The organism is Burkholderia sp. AU45274 (genome assembly GCF_030482505.1).
Classification (GTDB): domain Bacteria; phylum Pseudomonadota; class Gammaproteobacteria; order Burkholderiales; family Burkholderiaceae; genus Burkholderia.
Window position 1 is genome coordinate 149149 of record NZ_JAUJQE010000001.1, and the last position, 26267, is coordinate 175415.

Annotated in this window: 25 protein-coding genes; 12 read left to right on the top strand and 13 right to left on the bottom strand. The window is 64.5% G+C overall.

Annotated features, from left to right (window positions below; translation table 11 throughout):
- Window positions 1-391: 391 nt before the first annotated feature.
- Window positions 392-697: a hypothetical protein gene (locus tag QZM35_RS00710; RefSeq protein ID WP_089428350.1), complete on the top strand. Its 306-nt coding sequence runs from the start codon at window positions 392-394 to the stop codon at window positions 695-697.
- Between the two features lie 105 nt (window positions 698-802).
- On the opposite strand, the gene QZM35_RS00715 is transcribed toward QZM35_RS00710, so the two are convergent.
- The 6 genes from QZM35_RS00715 to QZM35_RS00740 all read right to left on the bottom strand — a co-directional run bounded on the left by QZM35_RS00715 (window position 803) and on the right by QZM35_RS00740 (window position 2453).
- A complete protein-coding gene (locus QZM35_RS00715) occupies window positions 803-1057 on the bottom strand; it encodes a GlsB/YeaQ/YmgE family stress response membrane protein (protein WP_089428349.1) in 255 nt (84 codons plus the stop codon).
- Window positions 1058-1185: 128 nt separating this feature from the next.
- Complete coding sequence (locus QZM35_RS00720) at window positions 1186-1407, bottom strand: hypothetical protein (protein ID WP_089428348.1); 222 nt, start codon at window positions 1405-1407, stop codon at window positions 1186-1188.
- Between the two features lie 56 nt (window positions 1408-1463).
- The gene (locus tag QZM35_RS00725) at window positions 1464-1595 is read right to left on the bottom strand and encodes a hypothetical protein (protein ID WP_256976851.1); all 132 of its coding nucleotides are present in this window, start codon (window positions 1593-1595) and stop codon (window positions 1464-1466) included.
- 26 nt (window positions 1596-1621) lie between these two features.
- Window positions 1622-1819, bottom strand: a complete 198-nt coding sequence (locus tag QZM35_RS00730; protein WP_009694074.1) for a CsbD family protein — start codon at window positions 1817-1819, stop codon at window positions 1622-1624.
- 56 nt (window positions 1820-1875) lie between these two features.
- Complete coding sequence (locus tag QZM35_RS00735; protein ID WP_089428347.1) at window positions 1876-2226, bottom strand: BON domain-containing protein; 351 nt, start codon at window positions 2224-2226, stop codon at window positions 1876-1878.
- 62 nt (window positions 2227-2288) lie between these two features.
- Window positions 2289-2453: a hypothetical protein gene (locus QZM35_RS00740; protein WP_174975033.1), complete on the bottom strand. Its 165-nt coding sequence runs from the start codon at window positions 2451-2453 to the stop codon at window positions 2289-2291.
- A gap of 370 nt (window positions 2454-2823) precedes the next feature.
- Here QZM35_RS00740 and QZM35_RS00745 point away from each other — a divergent pair, with 370 nt between their 5' ends.
- From QZM35_RS00745 to QZM35_RS00765, 5 genes are all read left to right on the top strand, one after another.
- Complete coding sequence (locus tag QZM35_RS00745) at window positions 2824-4356, top strand: helix-turn-helix transcriptional regulator (RefSeq protein ID WP_089432129.1); 1533 nt, start codon at window positions 2824-2826, stop codon at window positions 4354-4356.
- Between the two features lie 141 nt (window positions 4357-4497).
- Window positions 4498-4689, top strand: a complete 192-nt coding sequence (locus QZM35_RS00750; protein WP_089428345.1) for a CsbD family protein — start codon at window positions 4498-4500, stop codon at window positions 4687-4689.
- 419 nt (window positions 4690-5108) lie between these two features.
- Complete coding sequence (locus tag QZM35_RS00755; RefSeq protein WP_301775199.1) at window positions 5109-6260, top strand: branched-chain amino acid ABC transporter substrate-binding protein; 1152 nt, start codon at window positions 5109-5111, stop codon at window positions 6258-6260.
- Window positions 6257-6457, top strand: coding sequence for a hypothetical protein (locus tag QZM35_RS00760; protein ID WP_301775200.1), 201 nt, complete (start codon window positions 6257-6259; stop codon window positions 6455-6457). Before QZM35_RS00755 ends, QZM35_RS00760 begins: the two co-directional genes overlap by 4 nt.
- Window positions 6454-7626 carry an FAD-binding oxidoreductase gene (locus QZM35_RS00765; RefSeq protein ID WP_089457572.1) on the top strand — a complete coding sequence of 391 codons (1173 nt, stop codon included), beginning with the start codon at window positions 6454-6456 and terminating at the stop codon, window positions 7624-7626. Before QZM35_RS00760 ends, QZM35_RS00765 begins: the two co-directional genes overlap by 4 nt.
- 118 nt (window positions 7627-7744) lie before the next feature.
- Here the strand turns inward: QZM35_RS00765 and QZM35_RS00770 are convergent, their stop codons facing one another.
- The gene (locus QZM35_RS00770; RefSeq protein ID WP_089428342.1) at window positions 7745-8926 is read right to left on the bottom strand and encodes a serine hydrolase; all 1182 of its coding nucleotides are present in this window, start codon (window positions 8924-8926) and stop codon (window positions 7745-7747) included.
- A gap of 365 nt (window positions 8927-9291) precedes the next feature.
- Between QZM35_RS00770 and QZM35_RS00775 the strand changes: the two genes are divergently transcribed.
- A complete protein-coding gene (locus QZM35_RS00775; protein WP_089432132.1) occupies window positions 9292-10419 on the top strand; it encodes an aminotransferase class V-fold PLP-dependent enzyme in 1128 nt (375 codons plus the stop codon).
- A 246-nt stretch (window positions 10420-10665) separates the two neighbouring features.
- Here QZM35_RS00775 and QZM35_RS00780 read toward each other — a convergent pair whose 3' ends face one another.
- Both QZM35_RS00780 and QZM35_RS00785 read right to left on the bottom strand, forming a co-directional pair.
- Window positions 10666-11895 carry a peptidoglycan DD-metalloendopeptidase family protein gene (locus QZM35_RS00780; RefSeq protein ID WP_301775802.1) on the bottom strand — a complete coding sequence of 410 codons (1230 nt, stop codon included), beginning with the start codon at window positions 11893-11895 and terminating at the stop codon, window positions 10666-10668.
- A gap of 383 nt (window positions 11896-12278) precedes the next feature.
- Entirely contained in the window at window positions 12279-12692 is a 414-nt protein-coding gene (locus tag QZM35_RS00785; protein ID WP_301775201.1) for a hypothetical protein, read from the bottom strand.
- On the opposite strand from QZM35_RS00785, the gene QZM35_RS00790 reads away from it, so the two are divergent.
- A complete protein-coding gene (locus QZM35_RS00790; protein ID WP_301775202.1) occupies window positions 12681-14705 on the top strand; it encodes an SMI1/KNR4 family protein in 2025 nt (674 codons plus the stop codon). The genes QZM35_RS00785 and QZM35_RS00790 overlap by 12 nt on opposite strands.
- Before the next feature lie 124 nt (window positions 14706-14829).
- On the opposite strand, the gene QZM35_RS00795 is transcribed toward QZM35_RS00790, so the two are convergent.
- On the bottom strand, window positions 14830-15288 hold the full coding sequence (locus QZM35_RS00795; protein WP_301775203.1) for a GNAT family N-acetyltransferase: 459 nt from the start codon (window positions 15286-15288) through the stop codon (window positions 14830-14832).
- A gap of 625 nt (window positions 15289-15913) precedes the next feature.
- Between QZM35_RS00795 and QZM35_RS00800 the strand changes: the two genes are divergently transcribed.
- Window positions 15914-16288 (top strand): VOC family protein, encoded by a 375-nt coding sequence (locus tag QZM35_RS00800; protein ID WP_089428338.1) that lies wholly within the window; start codon window positions 15914-15916, stop codon window positions 16286-16288.
- A gap of 73 nt (window positions 16289-16361) precedes the next feature.
- Window positions 16362-17159 (top strand): hypothetical protein, encoded by a 798-nt coding sequence (locus QZM35_RS00805; RefSeq protein ID WP_301775204.1) that lies wholly within the window; start codon window positions 16362-16364, stop codon window positions 17157-17159.
- A gap of 95 nt (window positions 17160-17254) precedes the next feature.
- On the opposite strand, the gene QZM35_RS00810 is transcribed toward QZM35_RS00805, so the two are convergent.
- Entirely contained in the window at window positions 17255-18226 is a 972-nt protein-coding gene (locus QZM35_RS00810; protein ID WP_301775205.1) for a LysR substrate-binding domain-containing protein, read from the bottom strand.
- Window positions 18227-18362: 136 nt separating this feature from the next.
- Here QZM35_RS00810 and QZM35_RS00815 point away from each other — a divergent pair, with 136 nt between their 5' ends.
- Both QZM35_RS00815 and QZM35_RS00820 read left to right on the top strand, forming a co-directional pair.
- Window positions 18363-20663: an NADP-dependent malic enzyme gene (locus QZM35_RS00815; RefSeq protein WP_089428334.1), complete on the top strand. Its 2301-nt coding sequence runs from the start codon at window positions 18363-18365 to the stop codon at window positions 20661-20663.
- Between the two features lie 482 nt (window positions 20664-21145).
- Entirely contained in the window at window positions 21146-22048 is a 903-nt protein-coding gene (locus QZM35_RS00820) for a hypothetical protein (protein ID WP_301775803.1), read from the top strand.
- A 39-nt stretch (window positions 22049-22087) separates the two neighbouring features.
- Here the strand turns inward: QZM35_RS00820 and QZM35_RS00825 are convergent, their stop codons facing one another.
- Both QZM35_RS00825 and QZM35_RS00830 read right to left on the bottom strand, forming a co-directional pair.
- Entirely contained in the window at window positions 22088-23782 is a 1695-nt protein-coding gene (locus tag QZM35_RS00825) for a bacteriophage N4 adsorption protein A (RefSeq protein ID WP_089432136.1), read from the bottom strand.
- Entirely contained in the window at window positions 23779-25737 is a 1959-nt protein-coding gene (locus tag QZM35_RS00830) for a glycosyl transferase family protein (protein WP_301775804.1), read from the bottom strand. Before QZM35_RS00830 ends, QZM35_RS00825 begins: the two co-directional genes overlap by 4 nt.
- Between the last annotated feature and the right edge of the window lie 530 nt (window positions 25738-26267).

The following is a 26267-nucleotide window of genomic DNA, read 5'->3' on the forward strand; positions in this document are numbered from 1 at the left end:
AAAGGAAAGCGGGGGCGCTGCGCCAGCCGCGACCGATTGGCCGGCGCACGCACGACCCGCGGCCTGAAGCGCCCTGCGAATGCAGGGCGTTTGCCATTTCGGGGATGGGCGGTCATGGATGCTACCGCCGGGCGCGCGGGATGACGCGACCCCGAAAATCTCATCGAGCCGTGTCATATCCGCCGGTTCGGGACGACAAACGTCTCGCCAGTCGACCCCTCATTCATCAGCCGATTCGTCGTAGCACGTGTCAGGGAGACACCTTTCGATCATCGGGTCGATTGATTGGACGAGGTCTCGAGGTCCGCTGGCAGTTCATGACACACGCTCAGGAAACCCGTGCATGCGACACGGGCGCTTCCCGACGTCCTTTCTTGACAGGAGAACCCGGATGAACCCGATTCGCAAGCTCATGCTGTGTGGCGCCATTCCGTTCCTGCTCGTCGCCGGTGCGGCACAGGCAGACGGCGGCGGCATTGGTCGCAGCGGCACCTACATGTCGCATACCAGCGACTGGACCATGATGATGATGGACAAGCTCACGCCCGAGCAGCGTACCCAGGCCATCGGCATCCAGCAAAAGATGATGGCGATGGAAATGCAGCACAACGAAGCGATGGCGAAACTGCAGATGCAGCATGACAAGGACATGATGGCCTTGCATAGCCAGTTGCTCGATCTCTACAAGGGGCACTAAGTGTCGCGAGCCCGGTGTCGAACGCCGGGCTCGTCCCTCATGGCGTTGAACCTGTCATGCCGGGGTGTTCTGATGCGGCGCTTCGCCGGCGCGCTCGATGACCTGTCACGTTGCGCGACGGAACAGGCGAATCACGAGCAAGAGGATCACCGCACCGATGAGGGCGATGACGATCGAGCCGAGAATCCCGCTGAAGCCGATACCGAGCAATCCGGCGAGCCAGCCGCCGATCACCGCGCCCAGAATCCCGACAACGATGTCGATGAGCAGGCCGAAACCGCCGCCCTTGACGAGTACGCCCGCAAGCCAGCCGGCGATGGCGCCGATGACCAGCCATATGATCAAGCCATGCATGTCCATGAACGATTTTCCCCTTGGATTGGCGAAATTGTTGTAAATCGGGTGGTCATGTTCTTACCGGTGGCATCGCGCACGCGGCGCAACGCCGGCCGTTTCGAAGAACGTCGGGCGGCCCCGTCATGACGCGTTCATTGCGACGCGGCCGTTGCCGCGCTTGCCGCCTTGGCTTTCTTTGCCGCGTGGTGGTGGCCGATCGCGCAACCCGCGGCGGCGCCCACTGCCCCGTGGTGCCCCGCGACGTGGCCGGCGACCCCGCCCACGGCCGCGCCCTTCAGGCACCCTGCCGCAAAACCCGGGATCGAAGCGGTCATCAAGGCGATGCAGGCGACCGAGATCGAAAGCAATTTCATTGTTCATCTCCCTTGAAAACGAGTTGTTTTGATCGGCTCTGATCGAGCCGGCACGCTCAGAAGACGTGCGTGATCAGAAAGAACAGCACCAGCAGCCCGACTGGCACGCCGAGCAGCCAGGCGATCAGGTATTTGCCCATGTCGTTGTCCTGGTGGCCGCGACGCCGTTGGCGCCGCGGCGGTTGCATTGAAGCGCGATGGAAGCGCTATCGCGTTACAGTTCGCGGTCGAATTCCTTCAACTGCTTCTCGGCTTCATCGCGTGCGATGCCGTAGCGCTCCTGGATCTTGCCGGCCAGATACTCGCGATTGCCGTCGGCCACCTTCAGGTCGTCGTCGGTCAACTTGCCCCACTTGGCCTTCAGCTTGCCCGAGAGTTGCTTCCACTGACCCTTGATCTTGTCCTCGTTCATCATGTGCTCCTTGTCATGCAGGGATAAAAGGCGCGGCGGCATGCCGCGCCGGGAGGTCAGGCCTTCGCCTTCAGGCCGGATGCGTCGACGTGCTTCACGCCCTTGATCGCGCGCGTGACGGCGATAGCCTTCTTCACGGCGACCTTCGACGGCAGCACGCCGGTGAGCGTGACGACACCGTCGACCGTCTTCACGCTGATGTCAGTGCTCTTCACGCCGTCGGTGGTCGCGAGTTCCCCTTTCACCTTGGTGGTGATCCACGTGTCGGTGACGGGCTGGTTCGATTCGGCCGTCATGCCGCTGTCGGTGGACGAGGCTTGCGCCTGCGCACTCGTGAGCGGTGCGGCGCAAAGCAGGAAGGCCGCGCTGGCGGCGAGCAGCGTCGAAAGGTGCGAGGTCTTGTTCATTGATGTTCTCCTTCGATGGGCGTGGTGAATGGATTGACTGCCGAGCATGGCGCGTGCCCGGATCAACGGGCGATCGGCGTGTCGTAGCCGGGCTCGCGCGGCGGCATGTCCGGGCGCGGCACGTCGGGCGGCAGCGGAACCGGCGGATCGGTGCCGGGCGGTGGTTCGGGCGGATTGTCCGGGGCCGGTTCGGGCCGCGTCGGATCGGGTGTCTGATGCAGCTTCATCGTGCTTCTCCTCTGCGGATCGGAAGGCAGCGCATGAGCGCCGATGCAGTACCAGCGTACCGATGCAAACGGGCGTGGACATCCCGCAAATTCACCTGATCGGCTAGTGCGTTTGCACGGGGCGTCGAGAAGGGGGCGGTGGTGCGCCTGTCGGCTGGGACGTGCGGAAAGCAGGCGCAGTGGATGCTTCGGGGATCGGCGGGACACCGCACGGTGGGGCAGGCCGTGCGCATGTACTATGACGAATAGTGCATCCGCGTCTGTCGTGCACCGGTGCGGCACGCGATCATCGCCACACGCGCCGGCCGGCGCGTGTCGACGAAGCGGCAACCGGGCCGGCAGTCATGCTGACGACAGGGACAACCATTCGATGAACGAACAGGTAAACGAACAGGCGCTGAAGTCGCATACCGATCGGCGCCAGCTGCACCAGATCATCGCGGGGCTCACCGAGGGCGTGATCCTGGTCGAGCCCGACCAGCGGATCGTCTGGGCGAACGAAGCTGCGCTCGCGATGCACGGCGTGACCGAGCTGAAGGCGCTCGGTGCGACCGTCACCGATTACCGCGAGCGTTTCCGGCTGCGCTACCGGAACAACCATCCGGTGCGCGACGGCCACTATCCGATGGATCGTGTGATCGCGGGCGAGGAGTTCAGCGACGTGACGGTCGAAGTCGAATCGGCCGCCGACGAAACCGTGAGCTGGGTCCACCGCATCCGCAGCCTCGTGCTGACGAATGCGGCCGGCGAGCCCGACTGTCTCGCGCTCGTGCTGCACGACGCGACCGAATGGGCGAGCGCCGAGGAACGCTTCGAGCGCACCTTCAACGCGAATCCGGCGCCGGCCGTGATCTGCCGGCTCGACGACCTGCGCTACGTGAAGGTCAACCAGGGCTTTCTGGACCTGACCGGCCACGCGCGTGACGACGTGCTCGGCCGCTCGGTGTACGAGATCGACGTGCTCGACCAGGCCGACCGGCGCGACCTCGCGATCGAGCGGCTCGGCGAAGGTGCGACGATCCCGCAGATGGAGGCCGTGCTGAAGCTCGCGGACGGCAGCACGAAGGCCGTGGTGGTCGCCGGGCAGCCGATCGACATGAACGACGAGGCGTGCATGCTGTTCACGTTCATGGATCTCGAGCCGCGCAAGCAGGCCGAGCGCGCGTTGCGGCAGAGCGAGGAACGCTTTGCGACGGCGTTCCGGATGGCGCCGGTCGCCACCGCGATCGTCACCGCCGACCGCTTCGAATTGCTCGACGTGAACGACGCGTTCGCCGCGCTGACGGGCCATGCGCAGGACGACCTGCTCGGCAAATCCGCGGACGAGATCGGGCTATGGGCCGAACGCGGCGCGTGGCAGCGCATCGAAGGCCGGCTCGCACGCGACGGCAACGTGCGCAACGCCGACGTGCAGATCCGCACGCGCGAGGGCGACGTGCGCGATTGCGTCGTGTCGGCCGACCCCGTCGCGATTCACGGGCGCGACTGCCTGCTCGTCGCGCTGCTCGACATCAGCGACCGCAAGCGCACGGAGATGGAGCTCGTCTACGCGATTGAAACGGCGATGCAGGATGCATCCTGGTTCAGCCGTACGCTGATCGAGAAGCTCGCGAACGTGCGGCGCGCGAATGCGCCGGATGCGGGCGCCCAGCTGTCGGACCTGACTGCACGCGAGCGCGACGTGTTCGACCTGCTGTGTCACGGTCTTGCCGACAAGGAGATCGCCGGCCGCCTCGGGCTTGCGCCGAACACCGTGCGCAATCACGTCGCGACGATCTACGCGAAACTCGACGTGCACAGCCGCGGCGAGGCGATCGTGTGGGCGCGCGAACGCGGGATCGTCGGCGCGGCCGATGCGAACGGCGCGCGTGGCGAGAAGGGCGGCGCGAAGGACAAGGACTGAGGGCGCCGGTACGAATGCACCAGGCGCGCTGGTGCATCCGCATCTGCCGCGCGCGGCCTCCGCTTGCGATCCTGTCCACTCGGCGGTGCGACGCGGGCCGTCACGCCGCCGGCTCTCCCCCAACCATCGCAGGAGACGACCATGGACAGGAATCGCATCGAAGGCAAGCTCAAACAAGTCAAGGGTTCGGTCAAGGAAGCGCTCGGCAAGGTCACGGGCGACCGCGAGACGGAAGCGGAAGGCGTCGCTGAACAAGAGGCCGGCAAGATGCAGGAGCAGGCCGGCGAGGCGGCCGATGCGGTGCGCAAGCAGACGGGCACCGATCGGCACTGACCGATGACGCAGCGCCGCGGGCGTCGCGATGGCCGGCCGGGCCGTCATCGCCACGATGATGCGCCGTCGGCATGACCACGGCCGGCCTTGATGGCCGGGCGCCGGCGCGGCATTCCACGGTAATGATTTACCCGCGGCCCACCGTGGCGTGGGCCGCGGGCCGCCCGCGTACGCGGCACTTGATGACAAATCCTCACAACATAGTTCCGATATTTCGTTTGCTGCACGGGTATTGGCTATCCACAATCCATTCACCTCTTTCGCGATGAAAGGCTCTTCGGAGACGGAGCCGCGGCGATCGACCGGCCGGTAGCGGCGTTGCAAGACGCCCCGCAGGCGGACGACATGACCGGCACGCGGGAGGTTGCCGACGCGCGGCAGTCGCGCGTTGCATCCCGGCCCCCAGAACAAGGATTGTCATGACGTTCCGCATTCGTTCGCTTTCCGGCGTCGCATTGACCGCCGCGATCCTCGCGCTCCAGACCGGCGCGGTTCACGCGCAGGAGATGGTCGTCAAGGTCGGGGTGGCCGGCCCGCTGACGGGCGGCGGCGCCGCCTACGGCAAGGACATCGAGAACGGCGTGCGCATGGCCGTCGACGAAGCGAATGCCGCACGTACGACGGTGGGCGGCAAGCCCGTGAAGTTCGTCGTCGCGTCGCAGGACGACCAGAGCGATCCGCGCACCGGCGTGCAGGCCGCGCAGCAGCTCGCCGACGCGCAGGTGGCCGTCGTGATCGGCCACTTCAACTCGGGCACGACGCTGCCCGCGTCGAAGATCTACGCGAAGGCCGGCATTCCGATGATCACGCCGTCGGCGACCAATCCCGACATCACGCGCGCCGGGCTCGGCACCGTGTACCGCGTGATCGCGACCGACACGCAGAACGCCGGCAACGCAGGCGCGTATGCGGCGAGCGTGACCAAGGCGAAACGCATCGCGATCATCGACGATCGCACCGCGTTCGGCCAGGGCGAAGCCGACGAATTCGAGAAGTCGGTGAAGGCGAACGGCGGCACGATCGTCGCGCGCGAATTCACGAACGACAAGGCGGTTGACTTCAGCGCGCAGCTCACGAAGATCAAGAGCACCAACGCCGATCTCGTGTTCTTCGGCGGGCTCGACGCACAGGCCGCGATGCTCGTGAAGCGCATGCGCCAGCTCGGCATCCGCGCGCAGTTCCTCGCGGGCGGCGGCGTGATGAACGCGAACTTCATCAAGCTGGCCGGCAATGCGGCGGAAGGTGCGTCCGTGTGGGAATACGGGCAGCCGCTCGCGCGTCTCGCGAAGGGCAAGGAATTCGAAACGAAATTCAAGCAGAAGTACGGCATCGATATGCTTGCGTACGCACCGTTCGCGTACGACGCGACCTGGATCGCGATCAACGCGATGCAGAGGGCGAACTCGACGAAGCCGGCCGATTTCAACGGCGCGCTGAAGGGCACGCGCTACGACGGCATCACGGGCACGATCGCGTTCACGAACACGGGCGACCTGAAGAACCCGAGCTCGACGCTGTATGAGGTGAAGAACGCCGCGTGGCAGCCCGTCACGACGAAATCGGCGGATTGAACGCCACCCGCGCGCGGGCTTTCGCGGCGACGCCGGACGTGCTGAAATGCCATCAGCGATCGGTGGCGATCGCGGCGCACGCCGGTGTGGCAGCCGCACCGGTCTGCCCGCGCGACGCCGCGCGTGACGCGGCACGAACAACCCACGGGCGCGGCCGGCTGGCCGCGCCCAATCTGTGCAACTGGAGTCAGTCGTGAGTTCTCAAGTCGTCATCGTCGGCGGTGGTGTGATCGGCAGCTCGATCGCCTATTTCCTGCGCGCCACCGATCCCACGGTTTCCGTGACCGTGATCGAGCGCGACCCCACCTATGCGCGATCGTCGTCGGCGTTGTCGGCCGCGTCGATTCGCCAGCAGTTCTCGACGCCGCTGTCGATCGAGATGTCGCTGTTCGGCATCGACTTCCTGCGCACGATCGGCGAGCGCCTCGAAGTGGATGGCCATCAGCCGTCGATCGACCTGCACGAAGGCGGCTACCTGTTCCTCGCGACGCCGGCCGGTGATGCGACGCTGCGCGAGAACCACGCGCTGCAGACGAGCCTCGGCGCGGACATCCGGCTGATGGATCGCGATGCGCTGCGCGCGAAGTTCCCGTGGCTGAACGTCGACGATCTTGTGTCGGGCGCGTATGGCGTGAGCGGCGAAGGCTGGTTCGACGGCTACGGGCTCGTGCAGGCGCTGCGCAAGAAGGCGCAGGCGCTCGGTGCGCGCTATGTGCCGTCCGACGTGAAGGACGTGGTGCGCGACGGCCGCAAGGTGACGCACGTGGTCACGGCCGACGGCGAACGCTATGCGTGCGACACGCTCGTGAACGCGGCCGGCGCATGGACGCGCACGCTGTCGTCGATGATGGGCATCGACATCCCCGTGTATGCGCGGCGCCGCAGCATCTTCAACGTGTCGTCGCCGGCGAAGCTCACGGATTGCCCGCTGCTGATCGATCCGACCGGCGTGTATTTCCGGCCGGAAGGGCGCACGTATATCTGCGGGACGTCGCCGAGCCCGGACCGCGACCCGGACGACCTGCCGCTCGACGAAGTCGACCACGACCTGTTCGACGAAGTGATCTGGCCGACGCTCGCGAACCGTGTGCCGGCGTTCGAAGCGCTGCGCGTGGAGAACTGCTGGTCGGGGTACTACGAGTACAACGTGTTCGACCACAACGCGATCATCGGGTATCACCCGGACCTCGACAACGTCGTGTTCGCGAACGGCTACAGCGGCCACGGGCTGCAGCAGGGGCCGGCGACGGGGCGCGGCGTCAGTGAACTCATTCTGGGCGGGCGTTACGACACGCTCGACCTGTCGACGCTCGGCTGGGCGCGCGTGCTGGAGAACCGGCCGATCGTCGAAAAGAACGTCGTGTAGCGCGGCGTGACCCGCCCGGAGTGGTGGGCGGGATTCTCCTTGTGTCTCACCTCATTGGCCCGACCGTGTCGGGCCTTTTTTGTTGCGCGCGCAACGACATGGCGCAGGTCTGCGCGTGTCAGCCGACGCCGTAGACCGCGTCGCGCAGATCGAGCGTGTACGGGCCGTTCATCCCTTCGTAAAGCGTGTTCGACAGCGACACGACGGTGAGCCCTCGTGCGCGGTCGACGAACCAGGAATGACCGTAGACGCCGCCCCAGCGCCACGTGCCCGGCGACTCCGGCGACAGCGCCGCGCGCGGGTCGCGCAACACGGAGAACCCGATCCCGTAGCCCGCGCCGGGCAGGTCGGGCAACGCGAGGTTGCCGGTGTGGATGCGGCCCATCTCGTCGACCAGCTCGGCCGGCAGAATGGCGCCGCCACCGGCCCGCAGCGTGTCCAGTACGTCCAGCACGTCACCGGCGGTGCCGACCATCCCGGCGCCGCCCGATGCGAACGCCTCCTTGTCGAGCGCGCGCGACGGCGAGTACGTCACGCCGACGGAGCCTTCGTAGATGGGTACGGCTTCGTTCTCGGCGAGCCGGTGCGGCTGCGGCGTGTCGTTGACGTAAGGCGTCGCGAGCCGCGCGGCATCGCGTGCGACGAATCCCGTGTCGCGGGTGCCGAGCGGGCGGAGCACCAGCGCATCGACCGCGTCGGCGAGCGGCTGTCCGGTGACGGCCTCGATCACCGCGCCGACCACGTCGATGGAGAGCGAATAGTTCCAGCCGGTGCCGGGTGCGTACTGCAACGGCACGCTCGCGATCCTGCGCATGTTCTCGGCGAGCGTGATCGATGCGCCATCGAGCCCGTCGGAGACGCCCGCGCGTGCATACGGGCCGGCCGCGTCGGCTTCCGCGTAGCGATAGCCGAGGCCGGCCGAATGCGTGAGCAGGTGGCGCACCTTGATCACCGGCACGCTGCCGTCCCGCAGCGCCGGGCGGAACTCGGGCAGCCACTTCGTGACGTCGTCGTCGAGCGACAGCTTGTGCCGGGCAACGAGCGCCATGGCTGCTGCCGAGACGATCGGCTTCGTCACCGACGCGAGCCTGAACAGCGTGTCCTCCTGCATCGGCGTGCGTGCTTCGCGGTCGGCGAACCCGGCCGCGCGGCGATAGACGAGTTCGCCGTCGCGTGCGACCAGGACGACCACGCCGACGAGGCGTTGCGTGTCGAGTTGGCGGGACAGTACCGCATCGACGCGCTCGGCGAGCGCGGGATCGGCCGACGGCTGCTGTGATGATGCTCGGTGGGGGATCATCGAAGACTCTGTCGTGAAGGGAGAGCCGACATGGTAGGCGGCACGCGGCGGACGTGCCATTTATCCGTACATGGAACAGGGCTTCGGGGGCGTCGTGCGCTGCAACGGTCGGCGTGGACGGCCACGGGGCGGGCGATTCAGCCGGGGCCCGTGGCGGCTCCGTTGCAGCGCGGCGCGTCGGCCGGCGGCGGCGCGCCGTCACGCCTGCGCCGGACAGCCGACAAAATATGCCCCAAGCGGCGCGCGGCCTTCGTTAGAATCTGCTTTCGTCGAGAAAATAACGCAATTGCATGGGTGCAGCGCGGTATCGCATCACGGACACTGCTCGCCCAGATTCCATCGTTCATCTTTCACCGGAGGCGAGCATGCCAGGATTACTTCCCGATGTTGACCGCGAGGGGCTCCTCGAATATTCAGTGGTGTACACCGATCGCTCGGTCAACCATATGTCGCAGCGCTTTCAGGGTGTCATGCGCGACATCTCCGGCACGCTGAAAAAAGTCTACAACGCGAAGTCCGTGGTGATCGTCCCCGGCAGCGGGACGTTCGGCATGGAAGCCGTCGCGCGGCAGTTCGCCACCAACAAGAAGTGCCTCGTCATCCGCAACGGCTGGTTCAGCTTCCGCTGGTCGCAGATTTTCGACATGGGCAGCATTCCGTCCGAGACGACGGTGCTGAAGGCGCGCCCGGTCGAAGCGGGACGGCAGGCCGCCTATGCGCCGGCGCCGATCGACGAAGTGGTCGCCGCGATCAAGGAACACAAGCCGGATCTGGTGTTTGCGCCGCACGTCGAAACCGCGTCCGGGATGATGTTGCCCGATGGGTATCTGCGCGCGGTGTCGGATGCCGTGCATGCGGTCGGCGGCATGTTCGTGCTCGATTGCATCGCGTCCGGCACGGTGTGGGTCGACATGCAGGCGAGCGGCGTCGATATCCTGATCAGCGCGCCGCAGAAAGGCTGGAGCGCGTCGCCGTGCTGCGCGATGGTGATGCTCGGCGAACTGGCCCGCGAACGTATCGACGGCACGACCAGCACCAGCTTCGCATGCGATCTGCGCAAGTGGCTGCAGATCATGGAAGCGTATGAAGGTGGCGGGTTCGCGTACCACGCGACGATGCCGACGGATAGCCTCACGACGCTGCGCGACGTGATGAAGGAAACCGAGGCGTACGGCTTCGACAAGGTGAAAGAGGAGCAGTTGGAGCTGGGCAAGCGGATTCGTGCGTTGCTGGCCGAGAAGGGTTTCCGGAGCGTGGCGGCGGAAGGGTTCGAGGCGCCGGGTGTCGTGGTCAGTTATACGGACGACGACGGGATTCGAACCGGGAAGAAGTTTGCCGACGTCGGGTTGCAGATCGCGGCGGGTGTACCGCTGATGTGCGACGAGCCGGAGGATTTCAAAACCTTCCGGCTGGGGCTGTTCGGCCTCGACAAGCTGCATGATGTCGATGGGGCGGTTGGGCGGTTTGCGGATGCGCTGAACCGGATTCTTTAAGGCGCTTTGCGGATTGGGCGAGGCAGTGGGCAGTGGGCGTGCGCGCCTGCGGCCCACTGCCTTGCTGGATTGATGGTCTTGTCTGACGTGCGCGTTCGGGTCGAGTCGCAGTTGGTTGGAAACAGATGGAGCGCGGTCAACGCTTCCGGTTCGGGGGCGTCCGATGTGACCGCAAAGATGGATCGATTTCGGTCCGGAAAATATCGACACGTGGGGCATCGTGTTTCCTGTCGCGGTGCGCCCGCGCTAATTCACGCATTCCGGCACCACAGGGTCGTTGCTGCCCGTGTAGACGAATCCGTCGGAGATCCATTGATTCGAGGCGAGTCGATACCAAAGCCGTGTGGCGCCCCAGTTGCCATTCACGGAATCGCCGTACTGGTGGCAAGCGAGCTGCACGGTGCGCCCATTCTCGAGCGAACCGACGACCGGCGCCGACAATGAAGGCGCGCTGCGCAGATTCGCCGGACCCGGTGCCTGTACACGTGCGCTGACGGGCGTGGACGGATCGCCGGAATCCGCGCTCCCGTAGTTGACCAGCCATGCTTGCGGAGAGACGCGGCGCTGATTGCGAACCGCGTATCCGGAATACGGCGAAGTGCCCTCGAAGAATTGCCAGCCGCCGATCGTCATGCCATTGACGGACACGTCATTGCCATCCTTGCTCAATGAAAAGTGAACATGCGGCCCCGTCGTTTGTCCGCCGCACGGCAGGCCGTTTCCGACGCTGCCGAGATATTCCCCCTGACGGACCCGCGTACCGCTGTTCAGCGACGTCAGCTGGACCATGTGGTAATAAGTCGTCGCATAGCCGTTGTCGTGAACCACCTTCACGATGGCGCTGCCGTCGCGCTCGCAGCTCTTGTAAAGATAGCCGTCTCGCGCCGCCAGCACGCGGCCGTTGCCACCCGAGAAATCGAGGGAGTTATACGGCCTGCTTTGTCCGGACCAGCCGTGTGCACCGCCCGTCCAATACCACCCGGCATTCGGTTCCCACGGCAACGCAAGGCCCGGTTGCGGCAAGGCAGCCGACCGTGGTGCAAGCGATGCGCGTCTCGACGCCAGATTTTTCCGCTCGTCGGTCGCGAGCAGCGTGGGGGGTGCCGCATCGAGCAAGGCTCCAAACTGGCTGCTGCCCTCCACACCCGCGATCCATCGGCCATTCACGTTGCGCGCAATGAACAGCTTCGTGACGGGATCGCCGGATTCGTCTTCGCGCAGGATTTGCGTCGCAGTGCCAAATACCCATCCGGAAATTTCGTCGGTCTTGATTGCCTCGACCAGGCTGTCGTCCGACCGGGCCGGCAGCTTCAACGTCCCACCCGATCGGGATTCAAGCGCCTGCCCGATCGAGCGCTGCAACGACGTCTCGATTGGCGCCGCATGCGCGATTTCGGCAAGGCTGGCTGCAATCAGCAGGATTCCAATGGAGTATTGAATCGAATTCGACGCAGAACGATCTAATAAATTGCGCATGGTTAAATGCACCGCGGAGAGGGTTTTGAAGAAGTTCATGACGGCGCCAGCAAGCCTACATCATTTGCTAGTCATTGCAAGTAAAATGAAATATATCGGGATGCGTTTTTAAATTGGCCGATTCAGATGAAATTGTGGATGCGATCGTTTCAAAGCGATTTGACCACTCCGGAAAGCCGAGTTGATTGATCTGGAATCACCGCGTGGGGGCGGCCTCCAATCCGAAGTGCAACACTTTCGCCATCCGTTGATGTTCGCGACCCGGACGATCCGGCCAGCATATGTCTCGCGAATCGATTTGCAACGCCATCCATGCCCGGCCTCGTGGCGAACTGCGTCCGGGTTACAGGGGATTTAACAGTCGTTGAATCGGATCGGATTGTTTAAAAAAGAGAAACGATCGTGATATGGCCTTTGTTAATATTGCATTCATCTTCCTGGCAAATATACGGCGCGGTCACTGGCCCGTGCACGTTCACCGGCGATCCGGACGAGACGTCGACCGATTGCGATTCCGACGAGTATCCGTTTGCCTCGACAGAGGAGGGCGCATCAAGGGATCCGGAAGTATCGGTCAAGCGTATCGATGCCAGCGATAATCGACGTGCGGCGCTTTCCTCGGCAATTTCTATCTGAATCAGCGTGTGATCGACCAGGAGCCGTTCTACGTCGATGTCGGTTCTCCGCAGCCTGCGGCAAAACGTTAAGCCACGGGCGACGATAACCGTACCTGTGCCGTGGTCCGCAGGCCTCCTTCGAACCAGGGCATAACAACACCCATCATCATGAACGATCACGAGAACTTCCCCTTCTGGCTCGACCAGCCCTACAAGCTCTGCCGACGGGCCGTGCCGGGCGCGATGCAATCCGAGACGATTCCGGTCGAGGATGCGTTGACGCGCGTGACGGCGGCGGACGTTTTCGCCCCCGAGAATGTTCCGCCCGTTCCGCTTGCTGCGGTCGAAGGCTATGCGTTGCGTGCATCCGATACCGCGCATGCGACGCGTGGCGCACCGGCCGAGCTCGACTTCCAGTTCAGCCGGCGCGCGCTGGCCTCGCCGGCCGGAAGTCCGGCGGCTCGCGCAATCGGCGCGCAGTGTGCGGTCGACGTCCCACCTCATTTCCCGTTGCCGGAAAACGCCGACACCGTCGTGCCGAAAAGCGACCTCGAGGTTTCGTACCGTGGCGCTCGATCGCTTCTGCTGCTGCACGCGCCGCTATCCGCCGGCCGGCATGTGATCGCACCGGGCAGCGAATTTCGGCAAGGCAGCCTGCTCCTGCCCAGGGGCAGCCGGATAACGGCCGAACGGCAGATCGCGCTGACGGCCGCAGGCGTACGCGACATCGAGGTGACGAAACGGCCGCGCATCGGCGTGCTGATTGTCGGGTATGAGCAGTGCGTACCCCGGACCGCGCGCGAGCGCTGGCAGCGGCCCGACACGAGCGGACCGTACATCCGGGCGGTCCTGCAGCGCTGGGGATACGAGGTGCGTTCGGTCGAGTACATCGAGCCGCCGGACATGGCACGGCCGCCGCTTGAGGTGCAGCAGAACGAATACGCGTTCAAGAAGAAACTGGCCGAGCTCGCGCAGCGTTACGACCTCATCGTCGGTGCCGGGCTGCCTGCCGTGCCGCCCTTTCGGAATCTGGGGCTGAATAGGCAGTTGGTGTACGCCTACGACGAAACGACTGTCGACATCAAGCAAACGCCGGTCAATTGCTTCAACTTCGGACGCAGTGACAATCGCTCGCCGCCGAAGAAAACCATTCTGCCGTTCACGCGCCCGGACGGTACGCAAAGCGGGATGACGGTCCTGACCAGCTACGATCAGGCCACGCTGATCAACCTGCCGGGCCACACGAGCGCAGTGGCGATGCTGATGCACGCGATCATGCCGCGCGTACTCGATTTGCTCGAGCATGCTGCAACGCCGGGGCCTCATTGGGAGTCCGGCATCGTCGACCACGGCGTCGAGCGCGATGCCCGACTGAACGCGATGCGATGGGGCAATCTGCATCGTGGCGTCGACGGAAACCTGGTCGTTCGCCTGTTGCCGTCCGAAGGCGACGGGTTGATCGGCGGCGTCGTTCGTGCCGATGTGCTCGTCGCGATCCCCGCCGCGGAAGGTCCCATGGCGGCAGGTTCGTCGGTGCTGTTCCTGCGTCTCGACCGCGACCTCGCCAGTGAACCGCCGTGCCCCGTGGCGGAAACATCCGTCGAGGCAGCCTCACCACCGTCACCAGTGGTCGACGCCCGCGCGACGCCCCGTAATATCGACGACGCACGCGGCATCGATCTTCGCGAAACATGGCAACGACTCGAAGCAGCCTTCGCCGCCGATGCATCACGTCTGCCGGGTGGCCTCAACGGGCCGGCGTCCGACGACGCGATCGCAGCCTTGCAGACTGCGCTGGGAACGCGGTTGCCTGACGCATTCGTCGACAGCCTGCGCATTCACGATGGCCAGGCCGATTCGGGGGATGAATTTTACGGAAGTGATGCGCTGCTGAGCGCGCACGAGATCCTCGCGCAATGGCGTATCTGGAAAGGTCTCGTCGACGGAGGCGATTTCGACGGTGTGGAATCGGAGCCGGATCCAGGCATCGGGGACGACTGGTACAACCTGAAGTGGATTCCATTCACGCATGACGGCAGCGGCAATCATTTGTGTATCGACCTCGATCCCGCGGAAGGCGGTTGCTCCGGACAAGTGATTCGGGTCTGGCATGATGATGCGCGGCGCGAGCGTGTAGCGGGGAGCTTTTCGGCGTGGCTTGCCCGCGTCGCCGACGAGGGACGATCAAGCTGAGCACTCGCCGAGCGTGAGGGTGGCGGGGTGTGGGCCGCTACGTTGATGCGCATGCTCCAATGGCTGTGCCGGTGGACCCTTGGGGAAGCGCTTGTCTGCGCAGGACAGGCGGGCGTTTCGCGTGCTACCGGATCAAGCAGTACAAGACGTCAGGGCAGCCCTCCTCATTCCTGCTCCCATCGCTGTATTCAACCGCAATGAACCCATGCCGCTCGTAAAACGCAGCGGCATCGAGATTCATCTGGAACGTATGGAGCTGGAGCTTGCCAACCGTCTGCGACTTCACCGATTCCAGGAGGGAAGTGCCAATCCCTTGTCGTTTGCATTCGGGGCACACATACAACTGGTCAAGCCACGCCACGCCGTCAGCAACAACGTGCGCGGCCATGCCGACAATGCGGTTATCGTTCACGGCGACGGTAACGTTGCCCGACGGAACCAGCACGTTGGCAACCCAATCGCGGACGGCGGCTTCCGAGTGCGCGAGCGGCGCATAGGATGCCAGCGTGTTGCGCGACCGTAGATAGACTTCAGCCACCTCTGCGGCATCAGCGGCAATCGCTCGACGCAAGATCAAGGGCATGTATCTCCCGCTCCGAAATCGTCAAAAGGTGCACAACGATAGCAGCACGGAATCGACCTTCCAAGATCGCGGACGCATGCCGCTGAAACCGGCGAGACGGGAAGTTCAGTGCGACGTATCGAGCGTGCGGTACAGCGAACCGGCAGTGAGATCCCGTCACCGGCTCGCTGCTTCATTCCGGGATTCCCGGGCGCCGACATTCCCGTATCGTCTGTCCGATTTGTCGGGATCGCATGACCTGGCCATTCCGCACCCCTGAGAGCGCGAGCGATGAAGGTCGATTGACCCGGCCATTCTCTTGCCGACCCTGCCGACGGGCAGGTCATCCGATGCGCATGTTTCGCAGTGGTCGTTTCTTTCGGAATCCTTCCAGACATGCCTGTCGCTCGACGATCAGTCACAGCTTCGTGCGCGATCGCCGGGTGTCGCCAGCATCACAATGACGTCGTGTCGCACGCCGCGACTGCTCGATGAGGAGTGAGCGTCCCGCTCGTTGGCCCGACTGTGTCGGACTTTTCTTGTTCGGTCGCGCAGGGGATGCTAGCGACGGCTGCGTGTGGCAACATCGCGGTGATTTCGACGTTCCATCCGGGTGCCGGCAGACCCATCTATCCGAGGGGGAGTCATGTTTGACCATGTCAAATTCGGCGTGACCGACTTTGCAGCGAGCAAGGCGTTTTTCCTGAGCGCACTCGAGCCGCTTGGCGTCGTGGTGCAGGGCGAGGGCGAGCCGTCGTACGGCATCGAGATCTCTCCGCCGGGCAAGCCTTCGTTGTGCCTGTTCCAGACGACGGAGAAACCGGCGCACCTTCACATCGCGTTCGTGGCCGACAACCGGCAGCAAGTCGACGCGTTCTATCGCGCGGCGCTGGCGGCAGGCGGGAAGGACCATGGCGCGCCGGGGCTGCGGCCGCACTATCACGCGAATTACTACGCGGCGTTCGTCATCGGGCCGGATGGGCACAATATCGAGGTGGTGTGCCATCAGGCGCAGGGGTGATCTGCGCAAGCGCGTGGAACGCGGCGATCAATGGAGCGTCCATCTCACGTACTGAAGAACCCCGCGCTATCTCGTGAACCGCCCCGATGGGCGCCCTATCGGCGGATCGCCGGCCGCAATCGCTCATTCGACAGAACCGGCCGGATCATCGACAATTCGCGCCTATCAAGACATGACAGAAGAGGGCGGGTGCATGCGCGGGTTCCGTAAAACGCTTGGGGTGATCCTGGGCCTTTCCGTCGTTGGCGTCACCGGCGTTCAAGCCGCATCCGGCGAACTGGCCTTCCCCCGTTTCACCCAGGCGGAGGGCCGGACGGACACCGACGGCCTCCCGCTGTCCGGCGTGAAACTCTGCGTGCTTCCGGACCGTGCGCAGTGCTTCGAGATGCCGCCCGCGCCGCTGCCCAATTCGCCGAAGGAGCTTTACCAGTTCGGACTGACGCCAAGGTCCGAGCGGCTGCCGATTGCGTCGGGCGGCTCGTGGGTGTTCTTCTCGGGAATGTTTTCGGGCGGCGGCAGCGGGATGCTGGAGCGCGTGGCGATCCTGCGTTATGGCGCGAACGGCAAGATCGAGAACCTGATGCCGGAAGTCACCCAGACCGAACTGGCCGATCGCGCGATGTGGAAGGTGCCGGACGTGTCGTCCTATCCGGTGTTCGTTCGGGCCGATTATGTGTGGGGCAAGGGCGAAAGTCATTTCGAAGCGCACCTCTTCGACGTCGATGCGTGGGTGTTCGATCCCGCTACCAATCAGTACAAGAAGCGGTTGTCCTACCGGACGACCAAACGCTATGACCGCGGCGAGGGCTCGGACCATGTGCTGACTTCCGAGCGTGCAGAGATTCTGCGGCGCCTCGCGGCCAGCAAGTAGCCCGGGGCCGGTGGCGCACCGGGAAGCCGTCGAGACGCACGACGGGGTTCGGCGAATCCGGCGGGCCGTTCAACGCAGGCGTGGCTCGCGAAACCCTACCGCTGCGCGTCCCCGTAAGTCTCCCTGCACACCCCGCGCAACGCCTCGACGAGCAGATCCCGCGCCGGCGAGCGCGACTCGGCGGCGCGGGTGAACAGCGCGATGGGCGGAAGCGTCCACACCAGCGAGTACGGCACGATCGCCACGCCGGCGATCCGCACCAGTTCTTCCGCGATATCGGCCGGCACGATCGACACGGCCTCGTCGCTCGACGCGATCATCTCGCCGATCAGCTTGGATGAATAACTCTCGACGATCGGAACGGGCGGCGCGATGCCGGCCGACAGGAACAGGTCGGTGACCTGTTCCCGCATCGGCGTATGCGGCGCGCCGAGAATCCAGTCGAGCGCGTGCAGCTTGTGCCAGTCGAGCGCGGTGCGGGCCAGTTTCGCGGCAAGGCGCCGGCTCGCGATCATGCGCGGCTGCTGCTGGTACAAGACCTCGAAGGAGACCTGCCCCAGGTCGATCGCCGACGAGGCCCGCCCGATCACGATGTCGACGCCGTGGTCCCTGAGCTGCAGCAGCAGCTGATCGCTGGTGCCCTCATGAATCGTCACGGTCAGGCGTCGCTCCATGCGCGCTTGCAGCCGCTTGAGCGCGGCCGACAGCATCTGCCCGGAAATGAACGGAATCACGCCGATGTGCAGGTGGGCCGCATGGCCGGCGGCGACGGCCTCCATCTCGCGGGCGAGGTGGTCGAGATCCTTGATCATCGCCTTCGCCCGCTCGAGCACGACCGCGCCGAGCGCGGTGGGCCGCATGCCGCGCGACGAGCGCTCGAACAGCGGCGTGCCGAACATGCTCTCCAGCTCGGACAGCGCATTGGTCACGGCGGGCTGGCTGCTGGCCATGTGCTCCGCGACGCGCGTCAGCGACCCGTGCTGCTGGATTTGCAGCAACAGCACCAGGTGCCGCATCTTCAAGCGGGCGCCCAGCCGCCTGACCACGTCGTTTGCGTCAAAAGTCATTGACTGGTCATGTATCCATCATGAAAAAGTGATGGGCCAATATTAAAACAGAATCAACACGTTATGGCGGAGCCCTAGAATCCCCTTCATGGATCGCGCCGGGACTGGCCTGGCGCCCGTGCCCGGATCGAAGAACATGAAACAGACTGAGACACAGCAGCAGGCAGCGTTCGACTATCACGAATTTCCGACGCCGGGAAAGATCTCGGTCGTCGCCAGCAAGCCGCTCGTGACCCAGCGCGATCTCGCGCTGGCGTACACGCCGGGCGTGGCGGGCGTGTGCGAGGCCATCGCCGCCGATCCGCTGCAGGCGCACCGGTTCACGAGCCGCGGCAACCTGGTGGGCGTGATCACGAACGGCACGGCCGTGCTCGGCCTGGGCAACATCGGCCCGCTCGCGTCGAAGCCGGTCATGGAAGGCAAGGCGGTGCTGTTCAAGAAATTCGCGGGGATCGACGTCTTCGACATCGAGATCAACGAAACCGATCCGGACAAGCTGGTCGACATCATCGCCGGCCTCGAGCCGACCTTCGGCGGCATCAACCTCGAGGACATCAAGGCGCCCGAGTGCTTCACGGTCGAGCAGAAGCTGCGTGATCGCATGAAGATCCCCGTCTTCCACGACGACCAGCACGGCACCGCCATCACCGTCTCCGCCGCGTTCATCAACGGGTTGAAGGTCGTCGGGAAATCGATTTCGGAAGTGAAGGTCGTGACGTCGGGGGCCGGCGCCGCGGCGCTGGCCTGTCTGGACCTGCTGGTCGACCTCGGGCTGCCGGTTGAAAACGTCTGGGTGACCGACATCGAGGGCGTCGTCTATCGCGGCCGCACCACGCTGATGGATCCGGCGAAGTCGCGCTTCGCGCAGGACACCGACGCGCGCAAGCTGGCCGACGTGATCGGCGGCGCGGACGTGTTCCTGGGCCTGTCGGTCGGCGGCATCCTGACCGCCGAGATGCTGAAGGCGATGGCGCCGCGCCCGCTGATTCTCGCGCTGGCCAATCCCACGCCGGAAATTTTCCCGGAACTGGCGCATGCGACGCGCGACGACGTCGTGATCGCGACGGGCCGCTCGGACTACCCGAACCAGGTCAACAACGTCCTCTGCTTCCCGTACATTTTCCGGGGCGCGCTGGACGTCGGCGCGACGACGATCACCCGCGAAATGGAGATCGCCGCCGTTCACGCGATCGCGGGGCTGGCCGAGGAAGAGCAGAACGAAGTGGTCGCGGCGGCCTACGGGGCGTACGACGTGGCGTTCGGCGCGCAATACCTGATTCCGAAGCCGTTCGACCCGCGCCTGATCGTCCGTATCGCGCCGGCCGTGGCCAAGGCGGCGATGGACGGCGGCGTGGCGAAGCGCCCGCTGACCGATCTCGACGCGTACGTCGAGCAACTGCAGCAATTCGTCTACCACTCCGGTGCATTCATGAAGCCGCTGTTCGCGACGGCGCGCCGGCTAGTGCGCGACGGCGGCAAGGCGCGGATCGTCTTTACCGAAGGCGAGGACGAGCGCGTGCTGCGCGCGGTGCAGGTGATCGTCGACGAGAAGCTGGCGCGGCCGATCCTGGTCGGGCGCCCGGAGGTACTGCTGGCGCGCATCGAGCGATTCGGCCTGCGGATCCGGCTCGGCCAGGATGTCGAGGTGACGAATCCCGAGTATGACGAGCGCTTCCCGCAGTACTGGACGAAGTACTGGGAGCTGCGCTGCCGGGATGGCATCTCGAAGGAGATGGCGCGGGTCGAGATGCGGCGCCGCCTGACGCTGATCGGCGCGATGATGGTGCGGCTTGGCGACGCGGACGGGATGATCTGCGGGACGGTGGGTGAGTATCACAACCACCTGCGGTTCGTGGACGAGGTGATCGGGAAGAAGCCGGGGGCGTCGACCTATGCGGCGATGAACATCCTGTTGCTCGACCAGCGAACGGTCGCGCTGGTGGATACGCACGTCAACGACAATCCCGACGCGGAGCAGATCGCGGAATTCACGATCGCCGCGGCGCGTCAGATGGAATGGCTGAACCTGACGCCGAAAGCGGCGCTGCTGTCGCGGTCGAACTTCGGGTCGGGGAGCGCGGCGTCGGGCGTGAAGATGCGCCGGGCGCTGGAGATCGTCCGGGAGCAGGCGCCGGATATCGAGGCGGACGGCGAGATGCATGGCGACTGCGCGCTCGACGAGGGCTTGCGGTCGAAGCTGCTGCCGATGTCGCCGCTGAAGGGCGCTGCCAACCTGCTGGTTTGCCCGAACGTGGATGCGGGGAATATCGCGTACAACCTGCTCAAGACCGAGGCGGGCAGCAACGTGGCGGTGGGGCCGTTCCTGCTGGGCGTCAACGCGCCGGTGAACATCCTGACGTCGAGCGCGACGGTGCGCCGGATCGTGAACATGGCGGCGTTGACGGTGATCGAGGCGAATCGCAACGCGTCTGCCTGAGCAGGCAACGAAGGCGCCGCGTAGCGGAATCCGGGTGGTAGCGGGTTCCGCTATCCGGTCGTCTGAATGAACAGGGGGCGTGGGTGGTTCGTGTCGCTGAGCCGCGTGTGTCAAGGGCGATTGGCTGCGGCTAGCTTCGGGCGTCGGCAATCGTTTGCACGCAGCCACCCGCACCTCGGCTTTACCCTGAGACGCACCCGCCGCCGCCTCTCCCGGCACCAGCTTCTCGCGCCGATGCTGCAGTGCATTTAATAAGTATCACGTAACAACTTACCTGACGCGGCATCCTGCCGCATTCACTTTTGATACCGATCCCAACGATCTTTTTAGGGCTCGCCACTTTCAATATCATCCGATAATTACCTTTTATTTTCGTCTAAAATCGCGCTTCTTCTTACTTTAGGGCGGAAAGCGTTTTGAAAAGACTGACGAAAAATATCTCGCGCACGGCCATCGCCGCATGCGTCGCTTATGCCGGGCTCCTGCCTTTATCCCGGCCCGCTGAAGCCCAGGTCGAACCTCTGAAGAATCCCGTCTACGGCGTGACCCTCGACGACCTGACCAAGCTGGACGCGATCGTCGCGTCGCTGCAGAACCTGCCGTACAAGCCCACCGTGCGTGTCGTGTTCGATCCGGGTACGTCGGCCGCCGACTACTATGCACCGCTGCTGCGCCTGCACGCCGTCGCGTACGTGATGGGCGAAGTCTACGATTCTTACTATTTCCCGACGGATCTCGCCACGTACAAGGCCAGAACGCAGGAACTGGTGTCGCAGTTGAAGAACACGGTCGACGTCTGGGAGATCGCGAACGAAATCAACGGCGAATGGCTGCGTAACGACCCGAGCGGGACGAACAGCGTGGTCAACGCGCAAGAGCAGCAGATCGGCCAGATGGTCGCGGCGGCCAACCAGATCGTCAAATCGAACGGCGGCAAGACGGCCATCACGCTGTACTACAACGACGACAGCAAGGGCACCAACTGCTGGGAGAAGCCGCAGGATTACTGGAAGACGTGGCCGACCACCTTCCTGTCGTCGACGGTCCGCCAGCAAGCCGACTACGCGCTGTTCAGCTACTACCCGTACCAGGATTGCCCGGGGCTGAATCCGACGTGGAAGAACGATTTCGCGGCGCTGGAAAGCATCTTCCCGAACGCGAAGGTCGGCTTCGGCGAAATCGGCACCTCGAATACCGCCGCGCCGGCGTCGGTGCAGCAGAACCTGATCAAGACGTACTACCCGATGGTCAACAGCATGACCGATCCGCGTTTCATCGGCGGATTCTTCTGGTGGAACTACGCCGAGCAGATGGTTCCGTATTCGACGAGCTCGTACTTCCAGCTGTTGCGTCAAACGATCATCACGCTCAAGGCGCCCAACTAAGCGCAAAGCGCCATCCATGAGCAAGCGTCAGCGTCGCTGTTAGAACCACAATGTCGCGCGTACCACGAGACCACGTGCGCGTGCCGCTGACGTCAACCCGAACCGGTATTGCACCGTGACATCCAGATAGCTTGCCGGCGCGCTATATCGGCCTTCGCGAAACCAGTACCGAAACTGGATGCCGGGCCCGGCGCCGATCGCCGTCTTGTCCGGCTGCCGATTGTCGTGATCGCCGGCCACCGCGGCGTGCGGGTAGATGGTCAGCCGATCGCTGATCATCGGCAAACGCCAGGTGTGCCCGTAACGCAACTCCGAATAAATGATGTATCGCCCCGCGCTGATGAAGTAAGCGCCTTCAACGTAGGCCTGCCAGCTGCGCCAGCTCGGCTCGGTGACCCTCAGGTCGGTCCCGCCTTCCGACGAATAACCCAGGCGCATCAGCCAGTCCGTCATCGACTGGCTGCCGACGTGGAACAGCCGCTCGGCGGTCAGCACGACGTTCTGGTCGGGCAGCGGCTTGTAGCGCGCGCCCACCGAACCCTGCACGGTCGGCAGCCCGGTCGTGTTGCCCGATCCGTCGTAGGCCGTGCCGTATCCGCGCACGAAGAACTGGAAGATGCGGCCGTTCTGATAGCCGATCTTCGGCGGCTGCCAATACACTTCCACACCCGGCTGCAGCACGCTGATGGTGCCTTGTGGACCGAACGCGGCCGACTGGTACGGCGCGCTCAGGACGAACCCCCAGCTGCGCTGAAGCTGCTCGACCTCCCGCCGATAGCCGAACTTGTGTTGCGCATCGAAGGTGTGTTCGTTTTCGTCGGCGTCGAGGCTGTGCTCGAACAGGTCGATGGACTCCTGGTTCAGCCCGATCCGCTTGGCGGCGTAGCCCGCGTCCGCGTAGTTCATCGCATTGCCGGCACCGCCGGAAAATCCCGCCTGGAATGCGTCGAGCGCCTCGCGATCCTTGTGGTCGCGCAGGAGGTCATAGGCATCCTGCAACTTCTGCTGCGCGGTATTGTCGACCGGCGCCTCGGCGGCCTGATCGTCCAGCCTCGCCTGCGCCGCGATCGACGCGGCCATGTTGCGCTCGCCTTCGGTCGTCGCGTCGCTGGCCGCCAGGTCGGCCATGCGGATGGCGGTGTCGCGGTCGCCTGCCTGCAGGCTCATCTGCGCGATGCGCACCTGGACCACGGCCGATTTTTCATCGGCCAGCGGCGCCAGCGCGATGCCGGCTTCATGCGGAAGCTTCGCCGCGAGCGCGCTGTCCGACCAGGCGAGACGCAGGTTGCGCTGCTGTTCCTTGCTCCATTTCCCGGTCGCGACGGCGGCCGCGAAATCGCTGCAGGCAACGTCGTAGCGCATCTGCCGCTGCGCCAGGTAGCCATGCTGCGCGCGTACCGCCGCACTCTTCGGAAAACGAACGATCAGCGATTCCACCATCGAATCCGCTTCGTCGACCTTTCCTTCCCGTCGGTATACGTCGACGAGCAGCAGCCCGAGCTGTTCGCTTCCGGGCTGAAGCTTGATGGCGCGCGACGCATACACTTCCGCGAGGGGCAGGTCGCCGGCATTGATTGCCTTGTAGGCGCTGTCGGCGAGCTTGTAGGCCTTGGGCGTCAGTTGCTGCGCGGCGGACGCCGGCGCCTGCCAGGCCAGCGACACGGCGATTGCCAGTGCGCTCAACCGTGCGCAGCGCTTGAGGCTGGCCGCGATCGGGCGTGTCGAATGCTTCATGCCTGTTCTCCCGACGGTTTCTGCGCGGGAGCACCTTGCTGCGCGGCCGGGTCGCCGTCGCGCAGGCGCGTGAGTTCGACGAAGCGCGAGTGCCGGGCGAGTTCGGCGGTAATCTCCGTGTCGCAGGCAATGAAATAGGCCACCTTCGCCCGGGCGCCGCGCCGCACGACATCCTGTTCGTCCGGCGTGAGCGGCCGCCCGACCGCGATGTTCAGCGTGCCGTCGTCCGCCGTTGAAAACGGGACGGCCCGATACGCGTACTGCAGCTCGAAGGCGAGCGAATCCGCGAAGTGGCCCACCGCGACGTTGCCCAGGCTCACCCGGGGCAGCTCGGCTTGCTCGGCGATCGCATCCGCGAGCGATTCGGTCGAGATCTCGCTGCCTTCGATCAGCAATTCGCCCAGCCGCTTGCCGCAGGTCAGTTGTTTCTCGAGGCTCGCCTGCAATTGCTCCAGCGTGACCACGCCCCAACCGACGAGGATCTCGCCGATCTTGAGGCGCACCTTCCCGAGCTCCTGGTTCGACAGGTAGGTATGACTGGTCTTGTCCCACGCGATGGGCTTGCCGCTCACGAGATGGCCGAGATAGATGCGCCACGCACGGCAGACCGCGTAGAAGTTGATCAGGTTGTTGACGAACATCCGCGGGATCGAGAGCAGCCCCTGGAGCGGGCCGTTCAGCTTGCTGACGAAGTGATAGCGTTGCCCGGCGCGCGCGAACAGCATCGCGGTGTTCACCCACAGCAGCGGCGTGACCCACGAGCTCGCCATGACGGCAGAGGCGCCGGCGGGGATGGCAACGCCGGCGTGCTGGAGCGCCGCAAGCAGCAGGAAGTTGAGCAGCACGGCATAGGCAATCACCGAAAACAGTGACGTCACGATGCCTTTGCGATCGTGGAAGAACATGTAGCGGGTGAGCAGGTTGCCCTTCCAGCCGAGCTGCTCCCAGCCCTGGAAGGCGATGCCGAGAATCCAGCGCGCGCGCTGACGGTACGCGGTGCGAAATGTCTTGGGAAAGTACTCGCGCGTGGCCAGCAGGTTTCGATTGACGACGTTGCCGTTGGCACGCTGGCCGCCGGTGTCGCGTGCGATATCCGAAAGCGGGAAGCGGGCGAAGGTTTCCGTCATGCCGAGGTCGCGCAGCCGGAAGCTGAAGTCATAGTCCTCGGTCAGCGAACGGGTGTTGAACGGACAACCGTTGCGCTCCTTCATCGCCGCTTCGATCGAGCGCCGGCTGTAGCATGACGCGACACCCGCGCCCGGGACGATGCCGGTCAGCCGGGCGCGCACCGGCACGTCCTTCTGGTGCGTTTCGCTGAAGTCGTCCAGGTAGCAGCCGGCGACGAACTCGTTCCATTTCCGCGGCAACGACAGCACGGGAAGCTGGACGAGGTCGCTGTCCGCCACCGCGTGGTTGAGGTATTTGAGTTCGACCGGATGAATGACGTCCTCGCAGTCGTGCATGACGACGCCCGCGAACTGGATGTGATGGACCGATTCGTAACGCAGGATGGCTTCGACGATCCAGTTCAGGCAGTCCGCCTTGCAGGTCGGCCCGTCGTTCATCACGGTCGCGCGCGTGACCCGGCCCGGATACCGGCGGACCATGCGTTCGACCTCGGCCGTGGTTTCCGCATCGTTGTGATAGGTGCCGACGAATATCACGTAGCGCTCGTACTCGAGCGTCGCCAACGTGTTTTCGATCATCTTGGCGATCACGTCATATTCTTTCCACGCCGGCACCATCAGCGCCAGATGCCGCTCTTCCAGCGCGCGCAGCATGCCGATATCGATCGTTTGCGATTTTTCGCGGCGCAGGATGCGCCCGATTTCAAAGGACCAATAGCAGGCATCCAGCGTGAGGTCATCCAGTGTGCTGACCAGGATGACGATTGCGGTCACAATGGTGACGATGTTAAGCGCATATAAATACGCACTCCAAACCATGTTGTCCATCATCTTTCCCGCGCTGTTATCTTTTATTTGATTATTTCCCCTCGTACCGACGCAAGACGAAACGTTCATTCGTCCTCGTCGCCCCGTCACGTCCACTGCGTGGTGTGTGCCACGCGAATGCCTGCCGCTCGAAAAAGCGCGCGCCGCGCGCGCTTCGTCGATGCAGCCACGTCACATCGCGAGCGATGCAACGTGTTCAGTGGATGACTTTTGGACAGCCCATTTCCGCCTGCCTGCCTCCGTCACTGCATCCTTCAACGCTCGCAGCCGCTCTCCGCCCGGCGCGCGCGCATGGCTCCCCGCGCATCGACTTCGCAACACAGTGCTCATGTAGCAAGTCGTGCGCCATCGCCGCGCGACCCTTGACGTTGCGGGCGCCGCGAACCGCCGCACAGGATCGGCCCGCCGAATCCGAGCCAAATGTTTCAGTGCTGAAACACGCCGTCGATCGACCGGATGACACATCGTTTTCGGACCCTCGGCACGTGCGCGGCTGGCGCCCTCCGAAAATCGTCATGCGATTCCAGCGG